Raw genomic sequence first — 22,862 nt, 5'->3', positions numbered from 1 at the left:
ACAAAACTAAGGCGTTAAATGAAAAAAATTCTCTTATCTATACTATTATTTGTCCCTCAGGTTTTTGGTGACAATTTAAATATTAACCATGCGCACTTAAATGAGTTAACTGGTGATAACGAGGCCATCTTTGAGCCTATTGAGATCAAGGAGCTAAAAGTTGATGAAGAGTCTCTTTTAGATGGAATTAGAAAAAGATTCGTTATTACATATTCAAAGATAAACCGTTCTGAGATGGATACATCATATAATGTTTCAAATGACGGAGATTCAATATATGATTTCTATGATGAAGAATTTGATCGTATTCTAGATGAAAATTTAAAATTTAAAGAAGGACATAAGGTATCGATAGAGTATCTTGTGACACGAAACTTTAGTATTGAATTGGCCGATACATATCGACGCTACAATATGTCTGGTAGGCACGTTGGTGTAACTGAAGGTGGGTTTTTAGAAGAAGATCGCTATGATGTATATGAAGCCAAAAATGTTACGATCTTAAATGATATTCAAATTGGAATGAAATACGCCATTCGATTAGTCGATACACCTAGCTTCAAATTCGAATTAAGCCCTGGTGTTAGTGCTGGATTAGTCCACGTTAAGTCTGATACAAAGACTTATTATAACGAAAAACAGTATGATGAAAGTCACTTTAATGATATTGGAGGCTATTCATATGGAGTTTCTCTAGAGGCCAAGGCGATCTTTTGGGACAATTTCTTTGTCCAAGTTGGAGTTGAACAAAGAGATTACGTTCTTGCACCTATGGCCCATGAAAGTGGAGTCTCACAACAAATTGATCAAAGTGGGTTTAACTTTTATATTGGAGCAGGAATCAGGTTCTAGTCTTCTATTAAGTGAAAATTATCCAAGTTTAATTGATAGATGTCCTCTTGATCATGCTTGAGGACATCCTTAAATTTCCTTGCCTTAACTAAATCCTTTGCAACATAGATATGATTTGTGTGAACAGTTTGAGTTAGAACTTTGTCAATTCCTGTAAAAGAAGTAGAGAAAGAAATACTTTTCTCTTTGATCTCTTCTATTGTTAGGCCATAAAGTGGGCTTTCAGTATCGATAGGATGCATTACCGTCCATGTTAATAGAAATGTAGGGTTTTCTGTATTCATTAAGTTTAAGTTACAAGTACGTCTTATATGATGTCCTTCTTTTGAAATATAAGGAATCAAGGCAGCGAGTTTAACAGATGCATCAATAATATGAGTATCTCTACTATTTGCAATCCTAAACATAAGAGTCGGTACGCCATCAAATGGAGCGATAATGATATTATTTGTAAAAATAATTTTAGCAGATGGCCTTGCAAATTTTGAAAATGCCAACCCCGTTATTATAGCTGCATAGAAAATCCCCGTCATTGCATCAAGTATTACTAGAAAATGGACGAGTTATTTTTAGGTAGATAGTATCCATATCCAATTGTTGTACTTGTTTGAAAACTAAAAATAAATGCATCCCAAAGGGAATTACTATTGGTATTTAAAATTTCAGCGGGAGAGTAGAAGTATAATAAGGCGAATAGAAAATTAATGATTAAATATATTAAACTCACAAATAGAAAAAATCGGGTCCATGATGTCCTAATCATTCGATAGTATAAATCATGAAAGAGATTATACTTAACACCTTCTATTGATACATTCAGTTTTGCCATATCAAAATTATATCCGAAGAATAAAATTTAAGAAAATTATTAATCTGTTAGGTAGCACTTACCTTGTAAAATGCCATCACACAAAACAAGGAGATTAAAATGATCAAATCAAAAGGGATTGCGGCCAAAAGTCCTAAGGCAGCGCTTGAACCATATAATTTTGAAAGAAGAGAAGCAGGTAACAACGATGTTGTAATTGATATTAAGTATTGTGGAATCTGCCACTCAGATATTCATATGGTGAGAGATGAGTGGGGATTAGATACACCTTTTCCTCTTGTTCCTGGTCACGAGATTGCTGGGGTTGTGAGTGAAGTTGGTGCTAATGTTAAAAAATATAAAGTAGGGGATCGCGTAGGTGTTGGCTGCCTTGTTGATTCTTGTCGAAAGTGTTCACCTTGTGAAAATCATCTTGAGCAATATTGTGAGCAGGGGGCCACTCAAACATACGGCTCTGAGATAGATGATGGAACAGGCCATACACAAGGTGGTTATTCTGATGTTATCGTTGTTGATCAAGACTTCGTTTTAAAGATTCCTGACAATATTGATTTACAAAAAGCTGGCCCACTGATGTGTGCCGGAATTACGTTATATTCTCCCTTAACTCATTGGCAGGCCGGACCTGGAAAAAAGGTTGCAATAATGGGGCTTGGAGGGCTCGGGCATATGGGTGTAAAAATAGCTGCCGCAAAAGGAGCAGAAGTTACAGTCCTCAGCCATACTAAGAGTAAGAAGGATGATGCTACAAAGCTTGGGGCCCATAATTTTCTCTATACTGGAGATGAGAAGGTATTTGAAGAGAATGCCGAAAAGTTTGATCTAATTATTAATACAGTATCTAGTAATAAGCTTGATATGGGTAATTACTTTAATCTTTTAAAACTTGATGGCACTCTTGTTTCTGTGGGGGTGCCGGAGGAACCTTTAGCGATTCATCCATTCCCACTTATTATGAAGAGAAGGAGTTATGCCGGTTCTGTTATTGGTGGAATTAAAGAAACTCAAGAAATGTTAGACTTCTGTGGGAAACATAATATTACCCCCGATATTGAAATGATTGAGCCTAAACAAGTTAATGAAGCCTATGAGAGGGTGCTTAAAAGCGATGTCCGTTATCGCTTTGTCATTGATATGAGTAAACTTGGTTAGCATTAAAAAAGGGATCCAGTAGGATCCCTTTATTATAATTACTTTCTTAGGTCACTTAAATGACATTTATAAGATTTAAATACTAGCCTAGATTTTTCTTCGCAAGTTACATTGTAGAAGTGAATTCCACAGGCATCTTTGTCTGATGAACAAGTGGCTTCGCTAATATCGTATAAAGCGTCCGAGATATCTTGTGCCTCGTCACCCTTTACTGTCTTAACAAGAATGTCACCATTTGAGAAAGCACCTACTGTACATTTTGTCTTTTTAAATAATTGAGTACAAAAGATTTGATCGAGATCAATTGTGCACTTATTTCCACTACAATCTGGTGTAACTGTTGACTCTAGTGAAAGAAATAGATTCTTTGCAAGATCTTTTTCTACTTTAAAGTCTGAGGCGCCAGCAGTCGCAAGAAGAGTGATTAGAGCTATAATTATTTTTTTCATGGATTACTCCTCTGATTCTTCTAGGTTGTGATAAACAGTAACAACATCGTCATCTTCCTCAAGAAGATCGATTAACCTTTCGAATTGCTTTAAAGTATCTTCATCATCAATTGCTTTATGATTTAAAGGTACTCTTTCTAGTCTGGCCTCTTCTGGAGTAATTCCAATTTCTTGTAGTTTCTTTTGAATATCACCAAAAGATTCAACTGGAGCGATGATTTCAAAAACACCATCTTCAAGAGTGATATCTTCAGCACCTGCATCAATAATCTCAAGTTCAAATTCGTCTTTATCAGAAACATTCTCTTCGTTTACGAGAAAGTTCGCTTCTCTTTTAAATACGAATTCAAGAGAACCAGTTTGCCCAAGAGATCCTTGAACCTTGTTAAAGTAGCTTCTTACACTTGCTACAGTTCTTGTATTATTATCTGTTGAAGCTTCAACAAAAACGGCCACACCGCCAGGGCCGTAGCCTTCATAATTAATATCAACGTAACCTGCACCATCTCCACCTTGACCTTTTTTAATCGCACGGTCGATATTGTCTTTTGGTACGTTAAACTTCTTACAGCGATCAATAGCAACTTTCAAAAGAAAGTTAGTATCTGGATCACCACTACCACTTTTTGATGCTAAGAATACATCTTTAAGAGCTCTCGTAAATACTTGCCCACGGGCCTTGTCTGCTGCGCCTTTTTTGGCCGCAATTTTTGCTGATTTTCTTCCCATAAATCTCTCTTACGTTAAATTAGTATCCTATAGTTTTAGTCAAATCATCATAAATCGTCTAGTTCTGGGCGTATTTTATTAAGCTAAGTTACTGAAATATGTATATAAAATAGTCAAATATGAAGTATATTCAAATTATGACCACAGGCGTCTTATGAGTGGTATCTTCTGCTTAAAGGATAATTACTATGGGAAAATCTCTAGCGTTAATGCTAATAAATTTAAATATTTTAGCTTCATTTGGTGGTCTTGGAGGCTTTGGTGGACTAGGTACTGATATTGACCATAACCCAACATATCGTCGTCGTACACAAGATCATAGGGCCGAAGTCCCTCGTTGTGTAATTAATCGTGCGGCCCAAAAATTTCATTTGAATAAGACAAGTTATAAATTAGATGAGCTCTTTTCTTTGGTCTCAACGACTGCTATGGGACAAGAGGTTGTTGAAAGAATTACTGCACTTTTAGATAGTGGAAAGCTTGCAATTAAAAACCTTTCTCAATTTGAAAGAGAGCGTAGGGGACTAACTCATAGAACTTCAGCTCTTTTTGATTTCACGATGCAAACTCCTACTATTTTCATTGGCCTTGAAGATGAATTAGGTCTTGTCGCGCATTTCTTTGTTCATGAAGCGACACATGCTCTTGATGAACTCATTCCACAAGAGTATGAAGTCGATATGATTTATTACAATACTTTCAAAGATTTTCAAAAGCTGTTTGGACTCGATCTTGAACCTATGAAAGAGCTTACTGAATACGAAACGGCCAAAATGTATGAGATCTATGAAATAAAAGAGAAAAACCGCGCCCAACATGCGTATCGTGCTGAGCGCTTTGCTTTTGATCAACAGGGCGTATTCACGAATCAAGTTTTAGAAGCTAATGATTGTTACGAAGAATATATTTCGCAACATCGAGAGAGAAATAAGCTTAAACTTTATCGTCATACTCCTGATGATCATATTTTTAATGCCTATGGCATAAATAAAGACTATCTTTAGAACTCATAGCTTGCACTAATACCATAGCTACGTGGTGCCTCTTTTTGTGTATAGAGGTCGTCTTGCCACGCTGGAGGCATATTGGCGAAATAGTAACCACGAAGTGAGTATATTTCATCAAAGATATTCTTGCACCAAATTGAGACATCTAAAGACTTATAACGATAACCAACCTTCGTATCTACTAATTGATAGGCCGTTGACCTTAAGTCGTGAGAGTTTGAAAAATAAAAATCATCAGAGGCATAGAAGTTAACATCCCAATACATACCGTTCTTGTACTTGTAATTTAAATTAAGGTTAACTTGGTAATTTGGAGCATGAGGCATCTGCCTACCATCGAGATCTCTTGTTCCAATATTATATTCACCATAACGAGTTCCAAGTAGACCAAGACCTGAAGAAAGATTTAGGCCATATGGTTTCTCAAGACTTGCTTCAATTTCTGCTCCGTAATTAAATCCACTTGCGGCGTTATCTGTATAGAAAGTAAATGAGCTAGGATCCATTGGATCATCCTGAAATGACGTTTTTACTTGAGCATTATTTCGGTACATGAAAAAAAGAGAACTACTTAGTGAAATTCCTTTTTCTTTTAAATGATATTTTTGACCAAGTTCAAATGAGTAAAGATCCTCAGGTCTAAATTCTTTACGTGTATCAGGGACTGCTGACTGTGTATTGATTCCACCAGGTTTATACCCCTTAGATAGTTTTAAGTATGCAAGATCTCCAAGGAGGCCTTTCTTAGATAGTGTGATATTTAGGCCATACATTAAATCTTCTGGTGAAAGTTTTGTTTCTGTTCCACTTTCTTGCGCTTCAAATTCGACATTGCGATATTCGATACGGCCACCATAATTTATTTCAACTGTTTTACTTAGGTCTTTCGTTTGCTCGGCATAGATTGAGACTAGTTTAGTGTCAACTTCTCCATCGATACTTTTTCTAACCGCTGAATCTTCGTAGCCAATTTCTTTGAAGTCTTCGTTAGATGATTTTAGATAAACACCGATAGTACTTCTTTTTGATGATAGTCGTTGATCAATAGTAAAGTCTTCGCGCTTTCTTGGGAATTCAATATTGTAGTCGTAATCAGCATTCCAACCTGGGATTGTATTCCAGTAAGGGTTGTTACCCCAGTCTTCATCATAGCTATAGTATGAGTTATTTTTAAAGTGGGTAAGAATTGTTGTGCTTGCTAAGTTTGCACTAAGATCCTTTTCGTATTTTAGGTACTGGCCAAGAGTTTCACTCTTATCCTTTCCTGGTTTGTCTGAACGAGTTGTGTAGCTATTATCTTGCACAAAAGCATCATAACCGTTTGCCTTATCAAAGTAGTGAAGTCCAAAAGTAAGAGTTGAATCGATAAAGTCTTTAACTAGACTTGTACGAATATTTAATTCATCTTGTCCATTTGTATCATTGCGTTTGAGGTATTCATTTTTCATGAAGCCATCACTGTCTCTCTTCGTTAGGCTTAGTGTCATCCCTGTTGAAGAATTAAGCATACCTGAGTAGCTAATGCTCTCTTCCCATGTATTAAATGATTCATATGAAAGATATGTTTTAAACTTCGATTCCTGAGTCGGGTCTTGAGACTTTAGATGAATCATTCCGGCCATTGCACTTGGACCAAAACGTGTGGCCTGAGGCCCTTTGTATACTTCTAATTGCTTAATACCATTCAGGTTTGTTGTTCCTGAAACTCCAGTATAGTCGATTTCATCAACCATCAGTCCTACCGAGTAGTTTGATATACCTTCGTAAGCTGACCTCTCGCCAATTCCTCTAATTTGAAAGAAGTTAGAACGTGAGCTCCCATTTGCCATATTCAGGTTAGGAACGGACTTAAATGATTCACTCAAATCTGTTGATTGTTGCTGTGAAAAGTCATTGGCCGTCTTTAGTGATGTACTATTAGCGTCGCTATAATATTCTTTCTTCTCAAAAAGGCCGTAAATATAAATAGCATCGTCACTATTGGCCGAAGTTGTTTGTGCGAATGTTAGTTGGGAAATAAATACTAATATCAGTATTTTCATCTGAGTCTCCTTACGCCAGCATTACCTGGATCAAGTTAAAAGGTTTGACGGCCAAATCCGTTATTCTCAGCCACATTATGGTGCAGCTCCCTTGGGTAAATTTTCGTATTAATTACATTAATATAATTAAAAGGGCAAATAAAAAGGCCAGCTTAGCTGGCCTTTGTTTTTCTATTCTTTAGAACTTAACTTTATAGTTTTTTACTTTTACAACGCCTTTTCTCTTCTTTGCTGCGATCACAAGTTTAAGATCTGTAGTACCTTCACATTTATAACGAAGATAAAAATTCGAAAGAGCAGATGTTGTTTTTTCAGGTTGTACAAGACAAGTTGTAAGATAGCTTTCTTCAACTGTTGCTACAATTAAATTAACTTCTTCGCTTGAAATTAATTCTTCAACGGTCTCTTTGAATACACGCTGTGATTGTTCGATTGAATCGAAGTCTGGCATACTCATTCCTGGAGGAAGTCCAATTGAAATTCCTGCTTGCGTATTAAGTGTTAGTAGACACACTAGTGATAAAAGTGCTTTTTTCATATTATCCTCACTATCTGATTTTTATTTGTATATTTAGGTACTAAATCTCATTTTGCATGAGATAAGGCAAGTGAGGCCTTGCTGCTCTGAAATTATTTCTTAGTTGAATTCTGTAATAATATCGAATACTTCGACGTAGTCAGTTGATTGGATATCATCTGAAATTGATAGGTTAAAATTAGTCTGTATTGAAAAGTTAATGGCAGAGCAATAACTCTTTGCTGTGTTATTCTTAATTGTAAGATAAGGAAAGCGTGATGTGAGGGGAAAAGGGATTTCTTCACATTCTATTGAGAAAGAATCAGATCCGCTCTCACTAGGTGCCACGATAATAAGTGAGTCGATAATTGATTCACAAGTTGGATAGTAGATAGGGGTAATACTTCGAGGGGCCAGGCTTATTAGCGCCTCATCATTTGCACCAAAGACACCTTCTAGTTCAAGGCTCCAAGTTTTAGGAACAGGTGAGAAAAGGTCTTCCTCTGAAATTGTATAATTAAAGTGTGCTTGATCTTTTAATTGAAGATAGCGTCCATCAGAGATTCCACCTGATCCATTACCAAGTACCCATTCAAAATCATCAATATTAGTAAAAGACGGGATTCTTATTCTTAAATGTCTAAGTGTTGTCGATTTACCTGTAAACGTGTAGCGGTATGTCTGCCAATACCAGCGACCTCCATCGACAGCGTCATAGACGATTTGATTTCTAACTCTTTGAATATGTCTTACGCCATTTGATGTAACGGCTTTAATATCTAGTTCTTCACTTGTATCTGTCTTAAAACTTATCTCAAGTGTCATTCCTGCTTGTACACTAATATCTTCAATGTCGTAGTCATAGTTTGAGCTAAACCATGAGGCACAGGAATAGCGGCCTTCATAAACTTGCCACGGATCGAGGACAAGCCCATTAAGGCCATTATCTGTATAACTCTCACATCCAAAAGAGCCACTCATATTACAAGTTGCATATACGCTTAATGCAATAAGAAGTGAGAATGTGAGAGTTATGCTTTTAATCATTAAGGAGCTTCGTTCCCATCAACACCAGTGAAAGCAACATTGATCACTGCTGAAAAATTGCTTGATGTTGCCTCGTCACCTGCTTCAAGAGAAATAATCCCTCTTACTGTAAGTGCTGAGTTATCTACTAGAGCTGAAAGAACTTTTGCGTTCGCTACACCTGGGTTAGCTGCGGATGAGTTGTATACTTCAGACGCTACGTCAGTGATATCTTTCTTAGTGTCTACCATAATATCACCTGCTGCAAGAGTCGCACTTCCTGCACCAAGAGTTTGTTGACCGTAAGAACCTAGACCAGCTGAAACAAAGATCATTTTTTCAAGTGCTACTGATACATCATTCGCAGATGAAGTTAGTGACTTAGAGATCTTTAGGTAGTCATTTTTGAAAAGTAGCATCTTTGATTTGATCTCGAACTTCACATATCTAATATTCGATTCACCATCTAAAGTACCAAGAGGTAGAGATGCATTTTGAGTGTGAGTTCCAAAACTTGTCGATTCAAGTGTAGCATCACAGTCGTTAAAAGATACGTCTTGACCACAGTCAACTAGTGCAATCGATACACTATTTACTTTCGGTGAAAAACCACCAGAAAGTGTGATTGACCCATTTGCAGTAGAATCTGCTGCAAAAGAGCTGAAGCTAAGTGCCGAAGCAAGTGTTACAAGTTTAATTAATTTCATGTCTTCTCCTTAAGTTGATTAATTAGTTTGAATCATTACTGATTTTAATCCTAACGGTATATTTTTATGATTTTGCCAGTTTTCGTAGTCTATGCCATACAGAGGAATGGCCGTAAGATTTAAAACCTCAGGAAATTCCTGTCCCGGGAATTGCTCTTCAAATTGTTTCTTCAATCCTCTAATATGTGACTTTAAACTTATTTCCGAAAGGATCGTCTTTCCTCCGGGAAGTAAGTGGTTTCTAATATTTGCCTTGAAAAGATACAGCTCTTCCTCATCCACAACTCCGCGTGATTCAAAACCAGTCATTGGATCAGTGTAGATCAAATTCATTGTAAAGAAAGTATAAGCATTACCTTTGTTTGCTACAGCGTATGCAAGTTTCTTCTTCTTTTTATCAAATTTTAAAAATCTCAATTGAGGTGATACTTGTGTCTGCTTTGTTGAATAGTAAATTTCTCCAACGATAAAAGACGTTGATCCATTTAGGTAATCAATTTTGTAGCCGGCCTGAAAGCTCCCAGTGTTTTGATCGATAGGAATATTAATTTGTAGGCCGTAGTGTCTTACTTCGCCTGGGGCCAGTCTTTGCTCAATGGAAAAGCTTTCAATTCCTTTTTCATCGAGAAGAGACATAAATGGTGCTAGTGAGAACGGTACATCCTGACCAATTTTATAAGGGAGGTAGCTATAGCTTCCATCTCTTGATTGGATGAGCTCTGTTTTAGTGATTATGAATTGACATGTGTCATTGCTCACATTTTTAACAACGATTTCACGCTTCTTATCTCCACCTTCAAGGTAGTGCTTGATTGCGGGGTGAGACTTCTTGCCATTGTCATCTTTTTGTAGAACAAGACAAGCTGAAGCCGTAAGGTTTGCACAAAGTAGAATGAGAGTTAAAAATATTTTCATTACTTATAACCTTTTAATTATTGTAAAAGAGGTTTCTTACTCTTCTTATTTGTAACTTTTCACCGTTTTCATTTTCTAATTCAATATCAATCGTGATCTCATTCTTTTGACTTATCAATGAGATAAGATTTTTAAGGTCAAGATTGATATCCCACAGTCCGGAATATACCTCTTGCGTTTCGATATCAACTTGATAGCCGTCAAGTTTTACCGAAATATTTGAAAGAATATTATATTCAGTTTCTGCCGAATCAAGGGTTAGAAGAGCATTAAACTTAGGTGCACTAATAATACTATTGTCAAATTCTGTAATGATTAGGTCTTGAATTGGAAGTGTATCCACATCAATTAGCTCAAAAGCAAATGTCACGGTTTGCATATTGTCTCTAGGAAGATCAAGAGTAACTTCCTTTTGAATATCTTTGTAAATAGAAGAGTTTGCTACTGCACTCAATTTATACTGTCCATTTCGAAGACGTGAATAGTTAATTGTATTTAAAGACTTACCACTAATAGGGATGATTTCATTATTTTCATCGATTAATTGATAAGTAATATCTCCTATAAGTGTATCGAAATCTTTATCATAACGTCCATTCTTATTGATATCATTGTAAGAGAATGTATTAATCGTAGAGATTTCTTTAAGTGCAAAATCAACGTACACCGTTTGATTCTTAAGAACTTTTGTTCCTTTATAATACTCCGACGACTCAAGTGATTTTGCCGTAACCTGTCTCTCTATAAGGGAGATATGATCAATATCTGGCTTAAGCTCATTAATTAGATATTTACCGTCTTTGTCAGTTGTTGCGCTTCCTGTAACACTATAAATGCTTAAGCCTTCAACACCTTTTTCAAAGTCTTCACAAGTTCCATTTAAGTTGCGATCGATGCAGATGCGTCCAGCAATACTTCCTGTACGTTTCCCACCAAAGGCATCTTCAACTTTTCTTGGTGTTTTTGCTCCAAAGCGATATTGAAAGCGAATTCCGATCTGATAGTCAATATCATCATATTGATGATTATCTTCTGCTCTTGTGTAGATCTCAAAAGAGTAGTTACTATCTGTTCCTGTACGGATACCAGCTTCTATGTAGTCGAGATCAGTTTGCGTTTGAGTAACATAATCATTTCTTTGACCTTCGTCGTGTCCAACTCTCACGTAGGCACTTCCATTAAAGTGATCATTGTCGATATTATAGTCGATTCCAATATTTGTACGCGTACGATATGAGTCATCTCCGTATGATTCATATTCAATGTTAGATCTAATCGTAAATTTCGGTGCTTTATAGCTTAAGTCTACTGAAACAAATGGTTCATTTGAATAATCCTGAATATTGCTATCAGTATAGTTCTTGCTAGCTACACCTGCTCTCATTGCCGCATATAATTGTTTGTTCTGGTAGGCGAATGTAATGAACTTTCTTTGTTCTTTCACACTTGAGCTAGTGTGGTCTTGATAGTTAACGCTTGCAGAAAGGCCACCACCCATTGGAAAACTTACGCGTACGTTATTTGAACTACGATGTTCTCTGTTTTGATCATTTGTTTCAAAAGTATCTCGATTTAATTCGTCATTGCGACTAAGCTCTATTAACACACCATCGAAATCATATGAAAGGGAAGCGTTATTATAGATGACTTCTTGAAAGCGATCCTTTCGATAACCAGATGAAATAGCAATTGGAAGATTCTTTCTCACCATATAACGAACAGCTGTTCGGTAATCTTGAATAACTCCACGTTGCGGATCATCAGAAATTGTAAGAGATGGTGCAAATGAAAGCTTATCATTAGGGTTGAAATTTCCACGATATCCAATTGATCCAGAAGTTTCACCTGAGTCTGTGTTTTGATTAATAATAACAAATGTACGTTGTCCTGGTTTAGGGTCGTATTGAACCATGGCGGCAGTATTAAATTCATCATTTTCATCGACACCGACAAGTGTTCCTACTTTTAAGTTAGGGAGGATGTCTTTTGAATAGGCAACACCGTCGCGTGCCTCGTTTCCTACATTTGTGTCGATATCTAGGTCAACATTATTACCTGCACTAAATCGCCAACTGTCACCATCAAAGTGAAATGTCCCACGAGCATCTTGTGCTTGTCCATTAACCATATTCGCTTGAACGTAACTCGATAGAGAAACATAGTCAGATAGGGCGCCATTTGAATTTAGAACAACTGAGCTAAGGTTAGAGTCTCTTCCTTCGACACTCATATAGTCGTTAGTAATAGTAAGTGTTGTATCTAGATAGTTACCTTGTCTATCTTGATTATTTGCAGAGCTCACAAATTTTACTTGAAACTTCTTTTGAAATTTTGTGATACCACCAACTTTGGCATTAACTTCGAATGCTGCATAAGTTGATGTGCTATTTTTAAAATTAACTCTTACTGGAAGAAGCTTTACTTCATTTGCAGCAATTGTAATAGGGGAGCTGTTTACACTCACACTTACTTCTGGTGTTAGGTTTCTAATTGAAAAATGATAAACCTCACTTGAGTTACCTGTATTTTTAACTTTTAGATTAAGAGTGTGGTTTTTCTTATTTGTTTCAATATTTTGATCGGCATCAAAAAAATCAAGATCTCGCTTCTTTGCCACTACAAAACTTATGCTATTTTCAATCTTTTCTTGAGTTTCAATATTTGTGAAAACTATTTTCAATTCATGAATTGTTCCTGCATCAACGAAGCTTGGAGTATACGTATAGAAAGTTAGGTAAGTCAGATCCCCCGCAATCAGTTCAATAGTTTCTGGTCCTTCAGCACGCCACTGTTGATTACTTTCAATAGAGATTTTATATGTTGTATTTGTCGGTGACTTAATCGGCAGAACCTGAATGGCAACCTCTCCAGGTTGGACACTCTTGTCAGGAAGCATACTAATATCCAGTTCACTACCATGTACTAGAAAATTGATGAAAAATATAAATAGGGAAAGTACAAATTTTATCTTCTTCATAATGCCCACATCTTAACTTAAACAAGATGAAAATATTCATTGTTGAGCATTATTTATAACGATGTATACGGATTGTACATGAGTAATATCAGTTAACTATGGGAACAAATGTTAGGTAATCTAAACTTGTTTAGAGGAAGTATTCTGCAACACCATACAGTCCATTTTGCTCAAATGGGAAGATGATTGAGTCATTAGTTGGATTGTAATCAAATTCAACACCGCGGCATGAAAGTTGAGGCATTGTCCAGCTTAGAGCACCGAGATCTGTGTCAGTATCGATATTGTGAGCATATAGTCTATTGGCATAGCAATAGTAGAGATATTGCGTTCCACCTCTTCTAGTGTAAACGAAACCATCATCTATATTTCTTGCAGTATAGGCAATTTGCTCAACGTTTCCGTCTTTGAAAGCAATAATTCTTCGTTGAGCACCACGATACATCTTTGCTGTAACATACTTCGCATCAACACTATCGTAGTAGATATTTCGGTAATTATCCCAGTACTCAAACTCACAAGTACTACCTGAAGTTGGTGCTGTTCTAAGTTCTGTACAGCCTTCATCTGGACTGTTGTATCCTAGAACACCCCAGACGTGTTCTTGTCGGTAGCTGTCGGCCGAATCATAGGCCTTAAGCATAAAGTCTTCGTATCTTAGGTCTGTTGAGTTATATCTCATTCTATTTAAGAATAGCTTTCCATTGGCAAAACCAAGAGGTAGGGCCCTGTTTTGATCACCGGCAACATCAATGTCACTGCCAATTTTTCCATCAGAAGTCGGGTCATAATAAGCTGTACCACTTGTATTGCTAAAGACATCTTCCCATATACCTGTCGAGCGGTTAAGCATTGAAAAACGTCCATAGTGCCATTCTACACGGTCCATATAGATATTTCCCGTTGCACGATCAACTACGGTCCAATATGGGTTTCTTACTGGCTGTGTTGTTGCAGCTGCAGCAGTTGAAGCTGTGGCCACTGTACCATTACCTGCGATACTGTGAATATTCCCTTCGATAGTAAATTCTTTTAGATAGTAAGATGAAGTGTCATTTACAACAATCTTTCCATTATTTAATCTTGTGACACGGCTAATATTACTAAAGCGGGCATTAACAGCATTTACATTATCTCCGTAAGACTGACCTTGGCCAAAGATTGTAACAACTTTCCCTTCGTTATCTAGGGTTCTAATTTTACCGCGGTCACTGAAATAAATTTTTCCATTCTTATCAACGAAAACCGAATAGATATCCATATTACATGCAGTGGCCAGAGTACCATCTGCACATTCTCCAAGCGTTCCAGAACCTAGGATTCTTGTGTATGTTCCATCAAAATTATTTCGATTCATGTAACTTCTTGCTACTGTTACATATGAGTTACCATCCATACCTGTATAGTTATAGTAGTGATACCAACGGTAGCTATTATCTAGTGGTGTAATAGATTGACCAGTTGTTGGATCAAAATAAATTCTTGCATAAGTATAGTCAGAAGTTGATCCATACATATCACAGCCTGGAAAATTCTTATGGTGATAGGCCGTTCCAGTGATTCCTTGAATCTGAGATGTCGCTTGATTAAATTTGATACCAGTATATCCAACTCGACACTTAGATAGGTCTTGAGATGCCTGCCAACCATTTCCTGTACCACCAAGATAGAATGATTCAACTTGCCCTGTTGCTGCTCTGTAGATACGCACTTTGAAGTTGCCGTCTGTTTCAATACTTTCTGATCTTTCAGCATTAAACCAGATATCACCATTTGGTAGTGGTGTGAATAACACAGCATTCGTACGGTAATCAGAGCTTGATAATCCTCGCATTTGAAGATCTAGTGGGTTTGCTACAGTGTCTGCAGTACTAGAGCCACCACCAATAATCGTTTCAATTGTTGGGTTTTCAAGATTTAAGTCAACTCTTCTAATTCTGTTATAATCAAGGATTAATAGTCTCCCTTGATAATCAAGAGTGATTTTCATAGGGTAGCGTAGAGTTGCACTCTCGGCCGGCCCACCATCTCCAGTTGACGTTCCAGTTTTTGCAATGAAGAGTTTCTGCTTACCATCTGCAGGGTCAACTGTGATAATACCTCTTTTATAATCTGCAAAATAAATATTACCATCATCAGTAAAGACAAGAGTGTGGATATCAGAAGAGTCTCCAACGCGCTTGTTAAAGAATAGGGCCGATCTCGCATCCCCACCTAGACCTGCTTCAGTATTTCCTGCAATAATCTTAATACGATCAGCATTTAATGGAGTTGAAGTAAGCTGTGTACTAATACCTGAGATATTTGTTACCTTAACTCTGATCTTGTATGCAGTTGCCAGAGGTGAACCACCTGTCCACTTAAAACAACCTTCATTTGCAGCTAAAGTGATGCTAGGACAACCGTGATTAGTATGTGGTGAAATTCCTTGTGCTCCAGCAATTGCCGTAAATGTTTGTTCATCTTGTGTATAGAAAAGATTAATTGCCGTAGTCGAAAGACCAACAGCATCGTCTACCTTCCAACGAATATAAAGGTCAGTACCTGTTGGAACAGAGGATTCTGCTCTTGTTGGAGGAATTGATGATAAATCATTATTAGCAGCAGCTACGTCCCAAATTAGTGGAGGAGCATCTTTACTATATACAATTTGATCGTAGTCAGTACTTAGCACTTGTGTGTTTGTTGAAATATTTCCAGCTTCATCTTTTACCCAAGCATAAACATCGTATAAAGCAGGCTCCCAACCAAGAAGATAAGAGTAGTCTGTTACAGTGATATTTTGTGCTGGAGTTATTCCAATCGAAGTCGAGTTCACTGCAATCCAACAAGCATCGTCACTTGCAGGTTGAGTCGTTGTATTTGATTGAAGACAAATATGAGTTAGATAAACATTCGCATTTTGAGAACTAGCTGTTAACGAATATGGAATAAAGTTAGTTGGTGATGGATCCGCAACTCCTGCAGATATCGTATTTATAACGGGAAGGCCTGTTTCACGATACCAGTTACCTGAAACCGTTGTCGTATTAGAGGCAGCGTTCGTTTGAGCAAAATTATATGTATTGTTAACATCTGATGCAGTTGATGCTGTTGTCCATGACCATACACCTGAAGTACAAGTTGTTGTCGTCGTTTGTGCTCCAGTAATATTGATCGTTAATCCATTTTCACACGTTCCTGTGAATGTGGCAGTAGAACCATTATTTTTTATCGCGTTAACATCGATCGCTAGAGCAGGGAAATTAGAGTCTCTTGTCCAAGTATATGTTAGTGCTGATGTATTTCCTGCTGAGTCAGATTGTGTGAATGTGAATGCTCTCGTGGCATCTGTAGTGTAATTTGCCGATGTCCATGTCCAAGATGACGCTGAACAAGTAATACTTGCTGACTCTGTTCCAGAGATAGAGATAACATTTGTTCCTTCACAAATACCAGATACTGTTATGCTGTCTCTCAGAACTGTTTCTGATTGGTTTTCTCCGATCTCGATTTGGATTGGTGCTGTCGCATTAAATGCCGGAGCTGTAGCGTCACGTTGCCAAGAAAGAGATAGGGCCGGAGAAGATGTATTTCCTGCAGCATCAGTTTGAACTAAGTTATAAACAAATGTGCCATCTGTTGTTTTTGGTGAAGGTGTCCAGCTCCATGTCCCAGAAGAACAATTAAATGAAGTTGTTTCATCACCTGTAACATATATCGTATATGTTCCTTCACAAGTACCTGACCATGCGTTTGGTGTGTTAGCATTTGTAAAGTCTGGTGAGATACCAGCAGTTTTAGTAAGAATTGGAGCGACCTCATCACGTATGAAAGTTCTTGTAACAGAAGTCGAGTTACCTGCTGCATCGACTTGATTGATTGTTATATTCTTTGCTCCATCGTTGTCTGAGAAGTTTACTGTTTGTGAGAAAGTCCCCCCAGAGCAAGCAATCGAAAATGCAGCTTGAATATCACCAGAGATATTAATATTTAATCCACTTTCACAATTTCCGTTAATCGTCGTACTTGATAAGTGGTAAGAGTTATTTGCTGGTGATGTATAACTTAGTGCTGGTGCAATAGAGTCAATCACAAATGCAGCTGACTCAACTGTTGCAGAGTTTCCAGCTAGGTCTGTAAATGAAACTCTAAACTTAGCGTTTGATGTATTAATAGATGGAACACTCCACGCTCTTGTAAAAGATTGTGAACTAATTGGTCCATTAATGGCCGCAGTTGTGCCAATTGAAGACCAACTACTTCCGTTGTAGAAATCTACTTGGAAGTTTTGTGCCGTCGATGTACTGGCATCAGTAGCGCTCCATGCAAGATTAATATTATTTCCGCCTTTTTGGATCGAAGGAGTTGTTAGTGAAAGACTTGGGTTAATTGTATCGTAGTAAACACTTATATTAGTTGATGATGTGGAAATATTTCCGTGAGGATCTTTTGACCAAGCTCTAAGTGTATGAAGTCCTTGAGTTGCACTTGCAAGAGTATATGTTGTAGCATTTGCAACTGTTGAACATGCTACCCATGCATCACCAGCGGCCGGCTTCCTTCGTTAATGATCACAGAAGAAATATCGCTACAGCTACTTACTGTCATAGTATTTGCAGTTGAGTTCGTATAAGTCGCAGATGTAAGTGCAATAGTCGGCGCAGCTGAAGGTGTTTTATCTGTTACGTTAATCGTTACAGTTTCAACAGTGGCCGCATCAACAGTTCCATCATTTGCAATGAATGTGAATGTTTCGCTACCATGGAAATTAACATTACTAGTATATGTACATGTAAGATCAGTTCCATAACTACCTGTTGTGATACAATTTGAAAGTGTTCCATTAGATGGTGGCGTAACAATTTTATAAGTAAGAGCATCTCCATCGACGTCTGTAGCATTGCTTAATGTAATTGCCAGTGCTGTATTATCATTTGTAGCAAATGACTGATCAGCTGCCATAACTGGTGCATCATTAATAGAGTTTACAATAATCGTAACTGTTGCAACTGTTGAATTAGCTGAGCCGTCATTTACTCTATATGTAAAAGTAGTTGTACCATTAAAGTTTGTTGCAGGCGTATAAGTACAGGCACGTGAAGTCCCTCCTGTGCAACTTAATGTTCCTGTCGCTGGGTCTGTAAGCTTGATATATGAAAGTGTGTCACCGTCAATATCTGAGCCAGCATTTAAGTTGAAGTTTAGTATTGTGTCTTCATTTGTTGAAACAGTTTGAGTTGCTGCAAGAGTTGGCACATCATTTACAGCGTTAATTGTAAGGTTAACAGTTGAGCTTGTTGCTGAATCTAGTAGTCCATCATTTGCTAGATATGTAAATGAATCGGAACCATTGAAATTTGCATTTGGTGTATAAGTACATATGATATCAGTTCCGTAAGAGCCTGTTGTGATACAGTCTGTAATTGTACCATTTGTTGGAGAGTTTATTATTTTATAACTAATAGTCTGCGCTGGTAGGTCAACATCAGTAGCTCCATTTAAAGTTATACTAAATGGAGTATCTTCATTAGTTACTTCACTTTGATCTGCAATCATTACTGACGCATCATTGATTGCATTAACTGTGATATTTACTGTAACAGTATTTGAGTCAAGTGCTCCGTCATTTGCTTTATAAGTAAATGAGTCACTTCCTTCAAAATTAAGACTTGGTGTATATGTACATGCTGTTGACGTTCCACCTGTACATGAAAGAGTTCCGTTTGTTGGATTTGATACAATAAGATATGAAAGCGTATCATTTTCAATATCAGTGGCCGCTGTTAGATTAAAGCTATGGGCCGTATCTTCATTTGTTGAAAATGACCAGTCTCCAGCAAGAGTAGGAGCATCGTTTACACTATTGATTGTTAATGAAACTGTCGCATTTGTTACAGCAACCCCAACACTATCAGTTGCAGTATAAGTAAATGAATCACTTCCATAGAAGTTTGCATTCGGTGTGTAAGTACACGAGATATCAGTTCCATAGCTGCCAGTTGTAATACAATTTGAAATAGTACCGTTTGTAGGAGAAGTAATGATCTTATAACTTAATGTCTGAGCTGGAAGATCAACATCTGTCGCACCATTAAGTGTGAAGTTTACAGCAGTATCTTCATTTGTTGAATGTGCTTGATCTGCTGCCATAACAGGTACATCATTCACTGCTGAAACGTTAATTGTAACTGTTGCAAGAGTCGAATCAAGTGCACCATCATTTACTTTATAGGTAAATGTCGTTGAACCATTAAAGTTTGAATCAGGTATGAATGTACAGGCCGTAGATGTACCACCTGTACAGCTAAGGCTCCCATTTGCTGGAGTTGAAACGATTATGTATGAAAGTGTATCCGCCTCAATATCTGAACCTGCAGTTAGGTTAAAGTTAAGTACTGTATCTTCATTTGTTGATACACTTTGAGTGGCCGCAAGAGTTGGAGCATCGTTTACAGGAGTGATTGTAATTGATACTGTTGAATCCGTTGCAGAGTCTGTTAGTGTGTCATTTGCTCTATATGTAAAAGAGTCACTTCCGTTGAAATTTGCTCCTGGCGTATAGTCACAAATAATATCAGTAGAGTACGTTGATGTATTAATACAGTTTGAAAGAGTACCATTTGCTGGAGCTGTAATTAGTTTATATTGAATTGTTTGTGCAGGGATATCAACATCCGTAGCACCTGAAAGAGTGAAGCTAAGAGTATTATCCTCTGCAATCGTTTCAGATTGGTTTCCGGCCATTACAGGTGCATCATTTTCTGAAGTAATGTTCACAGTAACTGTTGCTACTGATGAATCAAGTTGTCCATCATTTACTTTATATGTGAAAGTAGTTGATCCGTTATCATTTAGCTCTGGTGTATATGTACAATCTCTAGATGTACCACCAGTACAAGTTAAGGTACCTTTTGCAGGGTCTGAAACGATTATGTATGAAAGTGTGTCTCCTTCAATATCTGCTCCAGCATTTAGAGTAAAGTTAAGTGCTGTATCTTCATTTGTACTAACTGTTTGAGTTAGAGCAAGTGTCGGAGCATCATTAATAGCGTTAATTGTTAGAGTTACCGTCGCATAAGTGACTGCATCTGTGACAGTATCATTTGCAATATATGTAAATGAGTCTGATCCGTTGTAATTAGCATTTGGAGTATATGTACAGTCTCTATCATTGATATAAGTCGCAGTCGTAATACAATTTGATAGAGTACCGTTAGTAGGAGCTGACACAAGTTTGTATGAGATTGTTTGGGCAGGAAGATCCACGTCTGTTGCAGTATTTAACGTGAAATTAATTGCAGTATCTTCATTAGTCGTCTCTGATTGATTTGCTCCCATTACTGGAGCATCATTTACTGTGTTAACAGTAATTGTCACAGTGGCCGTTGTTGAATCAAGCTCTCCGTCATCAACTTTATACGTAAATGTATCAGTTCCATAAAAGTTTAAATTTGGATTATAGCTACAAGCTGTCGATGTTCCCTGTGTACAATTAAGTACACCACTAGTCGTTGATGAAATAATAGTATAATTGAGAGGTGTTGCTTCAATATCACTTCCGGCCGCTAGATTGAAGTTAATGACTGTATCCTCATTTGTCGTTTCTGCTTGAGTAGCTGCAAGTGTAGGAGCATCGTTAACTGGAGTAATGGTTAGTGATACAGTTGCTACACCTGCAGAATCTAGAGACCCGTCATTTGCAATATAACTAAAGCTATCATTTCCATAAAAATTTGTATTTGGAGTATAATCACAAGTTAAATCATTTCCATATGTACCTGTTGTAATACAATTTGAAAGAGTTCCATTATTCGGAGAACTTACAATTTTATATGTAAGGGATGCTTGTGAATTATCAACATCCGTAGCCTGGTTAAGAGTGATTGCAAGTGTGTTATCTTCAGCTAAAGTCAGACTTTGATCTGCACCAATAACTGGCCTATCATTAACATTTGAGACATTTAAAGTCACAGTCGCTTCAGTTGAGTCTAGCTCTCCATCATTAACTTTATATGTAAAAGTATCAACACCTACAAAATCTGCGTTTGGTGTATACGTACATTCATTAGTTGTTCCTACACAAGTAAGTGTTCCGTTTGTTGGTAGTGAAGTTGTAATATAAGATAGACTTGGCGAGTCCACATCATCACCAGTTGTCAGAAAGAAGTTGTGAATAGTATCTTCTATTACATTTACACTTTGAGATGCTACAAGAGTAGGAGCATCGTTAATTTGTTCTACATCGAGAGTATAGATAAATTGATGATGAGGAATTGCTGTGTTTACATTGTCGTCACCATCATTCTTCTTTCCAATTCTAACAATTATCTCAGCACTTGCTGCAGTATCAGCTGGTGGAGTGTAGCTCCATGTACTGGTATTTGAAACAGTCGCTCCATCAAGTATCCATTGATAGGCAACAGGATATGATGAATCCCAGTGAACTGCACTTGTTTTAAAGTCACTAGAAATTCCTTCTTTTAATGAAGTAGGTGTTTCAAGAGTTTTTAACTTCGGTGCAGCATCTTTTAAAATTGCAGCAGTTTCACCATTCGTTAATTCTGTGAAGATATTGCTTGCCTCTGTATTATTCTCAAGCTCACTGTAAATTAAGTCATAGTCTATTGTTTGATTATCGATACTTGCTTCAATTAAAGCTTCTGTGCGATCGAGATAATCTGCAAGCTCTTTCGTTGGAGTATACTCAAAATCTGTATTCGTGATTTTTGCTAGTAATGTTGAAACCGGAGTAATATCTTGTGGAGTAAAGTAACTAGTTACAACTTTTTCTAGCTCATCACTACAACCAGATACTTTAACTTTGTAACGAGCAGGAGCTGTCAGATCGAGGGCCAACTTTTTTGCATCAAAATTAAAATAAGTTGAAGTGTTGATTCCTTCAAATGTAATCGGGTTATCTTCAAGGACTGTCATTGTCACAAGATCAAAAAGTTCTACCTTTGGATTGTCACAAGTTGTTGCTGCATAGGCATTATCAATGAAGATACTTTTATTTGTTTGTGTTATTAGTCCTGATAGAGGAGGGATTCGCCCTTCAATGGCCGGAGTAACTATAACTGTATTGCTTGAACCAGTGTTTTGTTGCTTAGTATCTATTTCTTCATCATTTTCTTCAATATCATTTGGAGGAGTTGGGATGGAGTAAACAATTTGTTTACTTTCTTCTTGCTTCTCTATTTTTTCAATTGCTTTTGCAGGCATCCTTTCAAATGAATTATTCGAATAATATGGCCTAGAGTAATCTGAATCGTTTAAGAATACTTGTGTTGAATTATTTTTCTTTTTATTAACAGCAAGTTTTGAGATTTGAAAATCTGCTCTTTTTTTACTCGGTTCAACTGCTTCGTCTACACTTTCTTGTGCAACTGAAGATGGACTTCTTTTACTGAACGTAGCTACATTTGAGTTTAGCCTTGCTTTAACTTTTGGTTTAACTAGTTCATATTCAATACCAATCTCTTTCGCAATCTCACTGTAGCTATTTGTCTTCGCTGTATCGTCTGCAAAGAAGATATAGCTAAAGCTAAATAGTGATGCCAGCGCTAGTCCGACGTAGAGTATTGGTTTTTTCAAAGTCCCTCACAACTTTCTTAATATTTAGTCGATGGTGAATAAAATTTGTTCTTAAATATTTTCGACTTAATATAATATTTCTTT

General features: G+C 37.1%; 15 protein-coding genes and 1 riboswitch. Of the genes, 3 read left to right on the top strand and 12 right to left on the bottom strand.

Annotated elements, in window-relative coordinates; translation table 11 throughout:
• The first annotated feature begins 18 nt into the window (after positions 1-18).
• Positions 19-852, top strand: a complete 834-nt coding sequence (locus C0Z22_RS05730; RefSeq protein ID WP_103217384.1) for a hypothetical protein — start codon at positions 19-21, stop codon at positions 850-852.
• Here the strand turns inward: C0Z22_RS05730 and C0Z22_RS05725 are convergent.
• Both C0Z22_RS05725 and C0Z22_RS16370 read right to left on the bottom strand, forming a co-directional pair.
• Positions 849-1,349 (bottom strand): hypothetical protein, encoded by a 501-nt coding sequence (locus C0Z22_RS05725; protein ID WP_158246827.1) that lies wholly within the window; start codon positions 1,347-1,349, stop codon positions 849-851. The genes C0Z22_RS05730 and C0Z22_RS05725 overlap by 4 nt on opposite strands.
• A gap of 50 nt (positions 1,350-1,399) precedes the next feature.
• Positions 1,400-1,615 (bottom strand): ion channel, encoded by a 216-nt coding sequence (locus C0Z22_RS16370; protein WP_368667182.1) that lies wholly within the window; start codon positions 1,613-1,615, stop codon positions 1,400-1,402.
• A 165-nt stretch (positions 1,616-1,780) separates the two neighbouring features.
• On the opposite strand from C0Z22_RS16370, the gene C0Z22_RS05715 reads away from it, so the two are divergent.
• Positions 1,781-2,833, top strand: a complete 1,053-nt coding sequence (locus C0Z22_RS05715) for an NAD(P)-dependent alcohol dehydrogenase (protein ID WP_103217381.1) — start codon at positions 1,781-1,783, stop codon at positions 2,831-2,833.
• A gap of 38 nt (positions 2,834-2,871) precedes the next feature.
• Here C0Z22_RS05715 and C0Z22_RS05710 read toward each other — a convergent pair whose 3' ends face one another.
• A complete protein-coding gene (locus C0Z22_RS05710; protein WP_103217380.1) occupies positions 2,872-3,282 on the bottom strand; it encodes a hypothetical protein in 411 nt (136 codons plus the stop codon).
• 3 nt (positions 3,283-3,285) lie between these two features.
• The gene (locus tag C0Z22_RS05705) at positions 3,286-4,011 is read right to left on the bottom strand and encodes a YebC/PmpR family DNA-binding transcriptional regulator (protein WP_103217379.1); all 726 of its coding nucleotides are present in this window, start codon (positions 4,009-4,011) and stop codon (positions 3,286-3,288) included.
• 188 nt (positions 4,012-4,199) lie between these two features.
• Here C0Z22_RS05705 and C0Z22_RS05700 point away from each other — a divergent pair, with 188 nt between their 5' ends.
• Positions 4,200-5,015 (top strand): hypothetical protein, encoded by an 816-nt coding sequence (locus tag C0Z22_RS05700; RefSeq protein ID WP_103217378.1) that lies wholly within the window; start codon positions 4,200-4,202, stop codon positions 5,013-5,015.
• Here C0Z22_RS05700 and C0Z22_RS05695 read toward each other — a convergent pair.
• The 8 genes from C0Z22_RS05695 to C0Z22_RS05660 form a co-directional block, all read right to left on the bottom strand.
• Positions 5,012-7,060 carry a TonB-dependent receptor gene (locus C0Z22_RS05695; protein ID WP_103217377.1) on the bottom strand — a complete coding sequence of 683 codons (2,049 nt, stop codon included), beginning with the start codon at positions 7,058-7,060 and terminating at the stop codon, positions 5,012-5,014. The genes C0Z22_RS05700 and C0Z22_RS05695 overlap by 4 nt on opposite strands.
• A riboswitch (TPP riboswitch) is annotated at positions 7,051-7,163 on the bottom strand. It overlaps the preceding gene by 10 nt.
• Positions 7,164-7,238: 75 nt before the next feature.
• A complete protein-coding gene (locus C0Z22_RS05690; RefSeq protein WP_103217376.1) occupies positions 7,239-7,598 on the bottom strand; it encodes a hypothetical protein in 360 nt (119 codons plus the stop codon).
• A 99-nt stretch (positions 7,599-7,697) separates the two neighbouring features.
• Positions 7,698-8,624 carry a hypothetical protein gene (locus tag C0Z22_RS05685; protein WP_103217375.1) on the bottom strand — a complete coding sequence of 309 codons (927 nt, stop codon included), beginning with the start codon at positions 8,622-8,624 and terminating at the stop codon, positions 7,698-7,700.
• On the bottom strand, positions 8,624-9,310 hold the full coding sequence (locus C0Z22_RS05680; protein ID WP_103217374.1) for a hypothetical protein: 687 nt from the start codon (positions 9,308-9,310) through the stop codon (positions 8,624-8,626). The genes C0Z22_RS05685 and C0Z22_RS05680 overlap by 1 nt, the downstream gene beginning before the upstream one ends.
• Before the next feature lie 18 nt (positions 9,311-9,328).
• Positions 9,329-10,225 carry a hypothetical protein gene (locus C0Z22_RS05675; RefSeq protein WP_103217373.1) on the bottom strand — a complete coding sequence of 299 codons (897 nt, stop codon included), beginning with the start codon at positions 10,223-10,225 and terminating at the stop codon, positions 9,329-9,331.
• Positions 10,226-10,238: 13 nt separating this feature from the next.
• Positions 10,239-13,202 (bottom strand): hypothetical protein, encoded by a 2,964-nt coding sequence (locus C0Z22_RS05670; RefSeq protein WP_146037809.1) that lies wholly within the window; start codon positions 13,200-13,202, stop codon positions 10,239-10,241.
• 130 nt (positions 13,203-13,332) lie between these two features.
• Positions 13,333-17,277 (bottom strand): hypothetical protein, encoded by a 3,945-nt coding sequence (locus C0Z22_RS05665; protein ID WP_103217371.1) that lies wholly within the window; start codon positions 17,275-17,277, stop codon positions 13,333-13,335.
• 437 nt (positions 17,278-17,714) lie between these two features.
• Positions 17,715-22,778, bottom strand: coding sequence for an Ig-like domain-containing protein (locus tag C0Z22_RS05660; RefSeq protein ID WP_103217370.1), 5,064 nt, complete (start codon positions 22,776-22,778; stop codon positions 17,715-17,717).
• Positions 22,779-22,862: the final 84 nt, after the last annotated feature.

Source organism: Halobacteriovorax sp. DA5 (genome assembly GCF_002903145.1).
Taxonomy (GTDB): domain Bacteria; phylum Bdellovibrionota; class Bacteriovoracia; order Bacteriovoracales; family Bacteriovoracaceae; genus Halobacteriovorax_A.
This window is presented reverse-complemented; position numbering and strand designations above follow the sequence as displayed.

Coding starts and splice junctions, on each gene's coding strand:
- C0Z22_RS05730 (WP_103217384.1), top strand. CDS start 19: ATGAAAAAAATTCTCTTATCTATACTATTATTTGTCCCTCAGGTTTTT.
- C0Z22_RS16370 (WP_368667182.1), bottom strand. CDS start 1,615: ATGATTAGGACATCATGGACCCGATTTTTTCTATTTGTGAGTTTAATA.
- C0Z22_RS05715 (WP_103217381.1), top strand. CDS start 1,781: ATGATCAAATCAAAAGGGATTGCGGCCAAAAGTCCTAAGGCAGCGCTT.
- C0Z22_RS05710 (WP_103217380.1), bottom strand. CDS start 3,282: ATGAAAAAAATAATTATAGCTCTAATCACTCTTCTTGCGACTGCTGGC.
- C0Z22_RS05705 (WP_103217379.1), bottom strand. CDS start 4,011: ATGGGAAGAAAATCAGCAAAAATTGCGGCCAAAAAAGGCGCAGCAGAC.
- C0Z22_RS05700 (WP_103217378.1), top strand. CDS start 4,200: ATGGGAAAATCTCTAGCGTTAATGCTAATAAATTTAAATATTTTAGCT.
- C0Z22_RS05695 (WP_103217377.1), bottom strand. CDS start 7,060: ATGAAAATACTGATATTAGTATTTATTTCCCAACTAACATTCGCACAA.
- C0Z22_RS05690 (WP_103217376.1), bottom strand. CDS start 7,598: ATGAAAAAAGCACTTTTATCACTAGTGTGTCTACTAACACTTAATACG.
- C0Z22_RS05685 (WP_103217375.1), bottom strand. CDS start 8,624: ATGATTAAAAGCATAACTCTCACATTCTCACTTCTTATTGCATTAAGC.
- C0Z22_RS05680 (WP_103217374.1), bottom strand. CDS start 9,310: ATGAAATTAATTAAACTTGTAACACTTGCTTCGGCACTTAGCTTCAGC.
- C0Z22_RS05675 (WP_103217373.1), bottom strand. CDS start 10,225: ATGAAAATATTTTTAACTCTCATTCTACTTTGTGCAAACCTTACGGCT.
- C0Z22_RS05670 (WP_146037809.1), bottom strand. CDS start 13,202: ATGAAGAAGATAAAATTTGTACTTTCCCTATTTATATTTTTCATCAAT.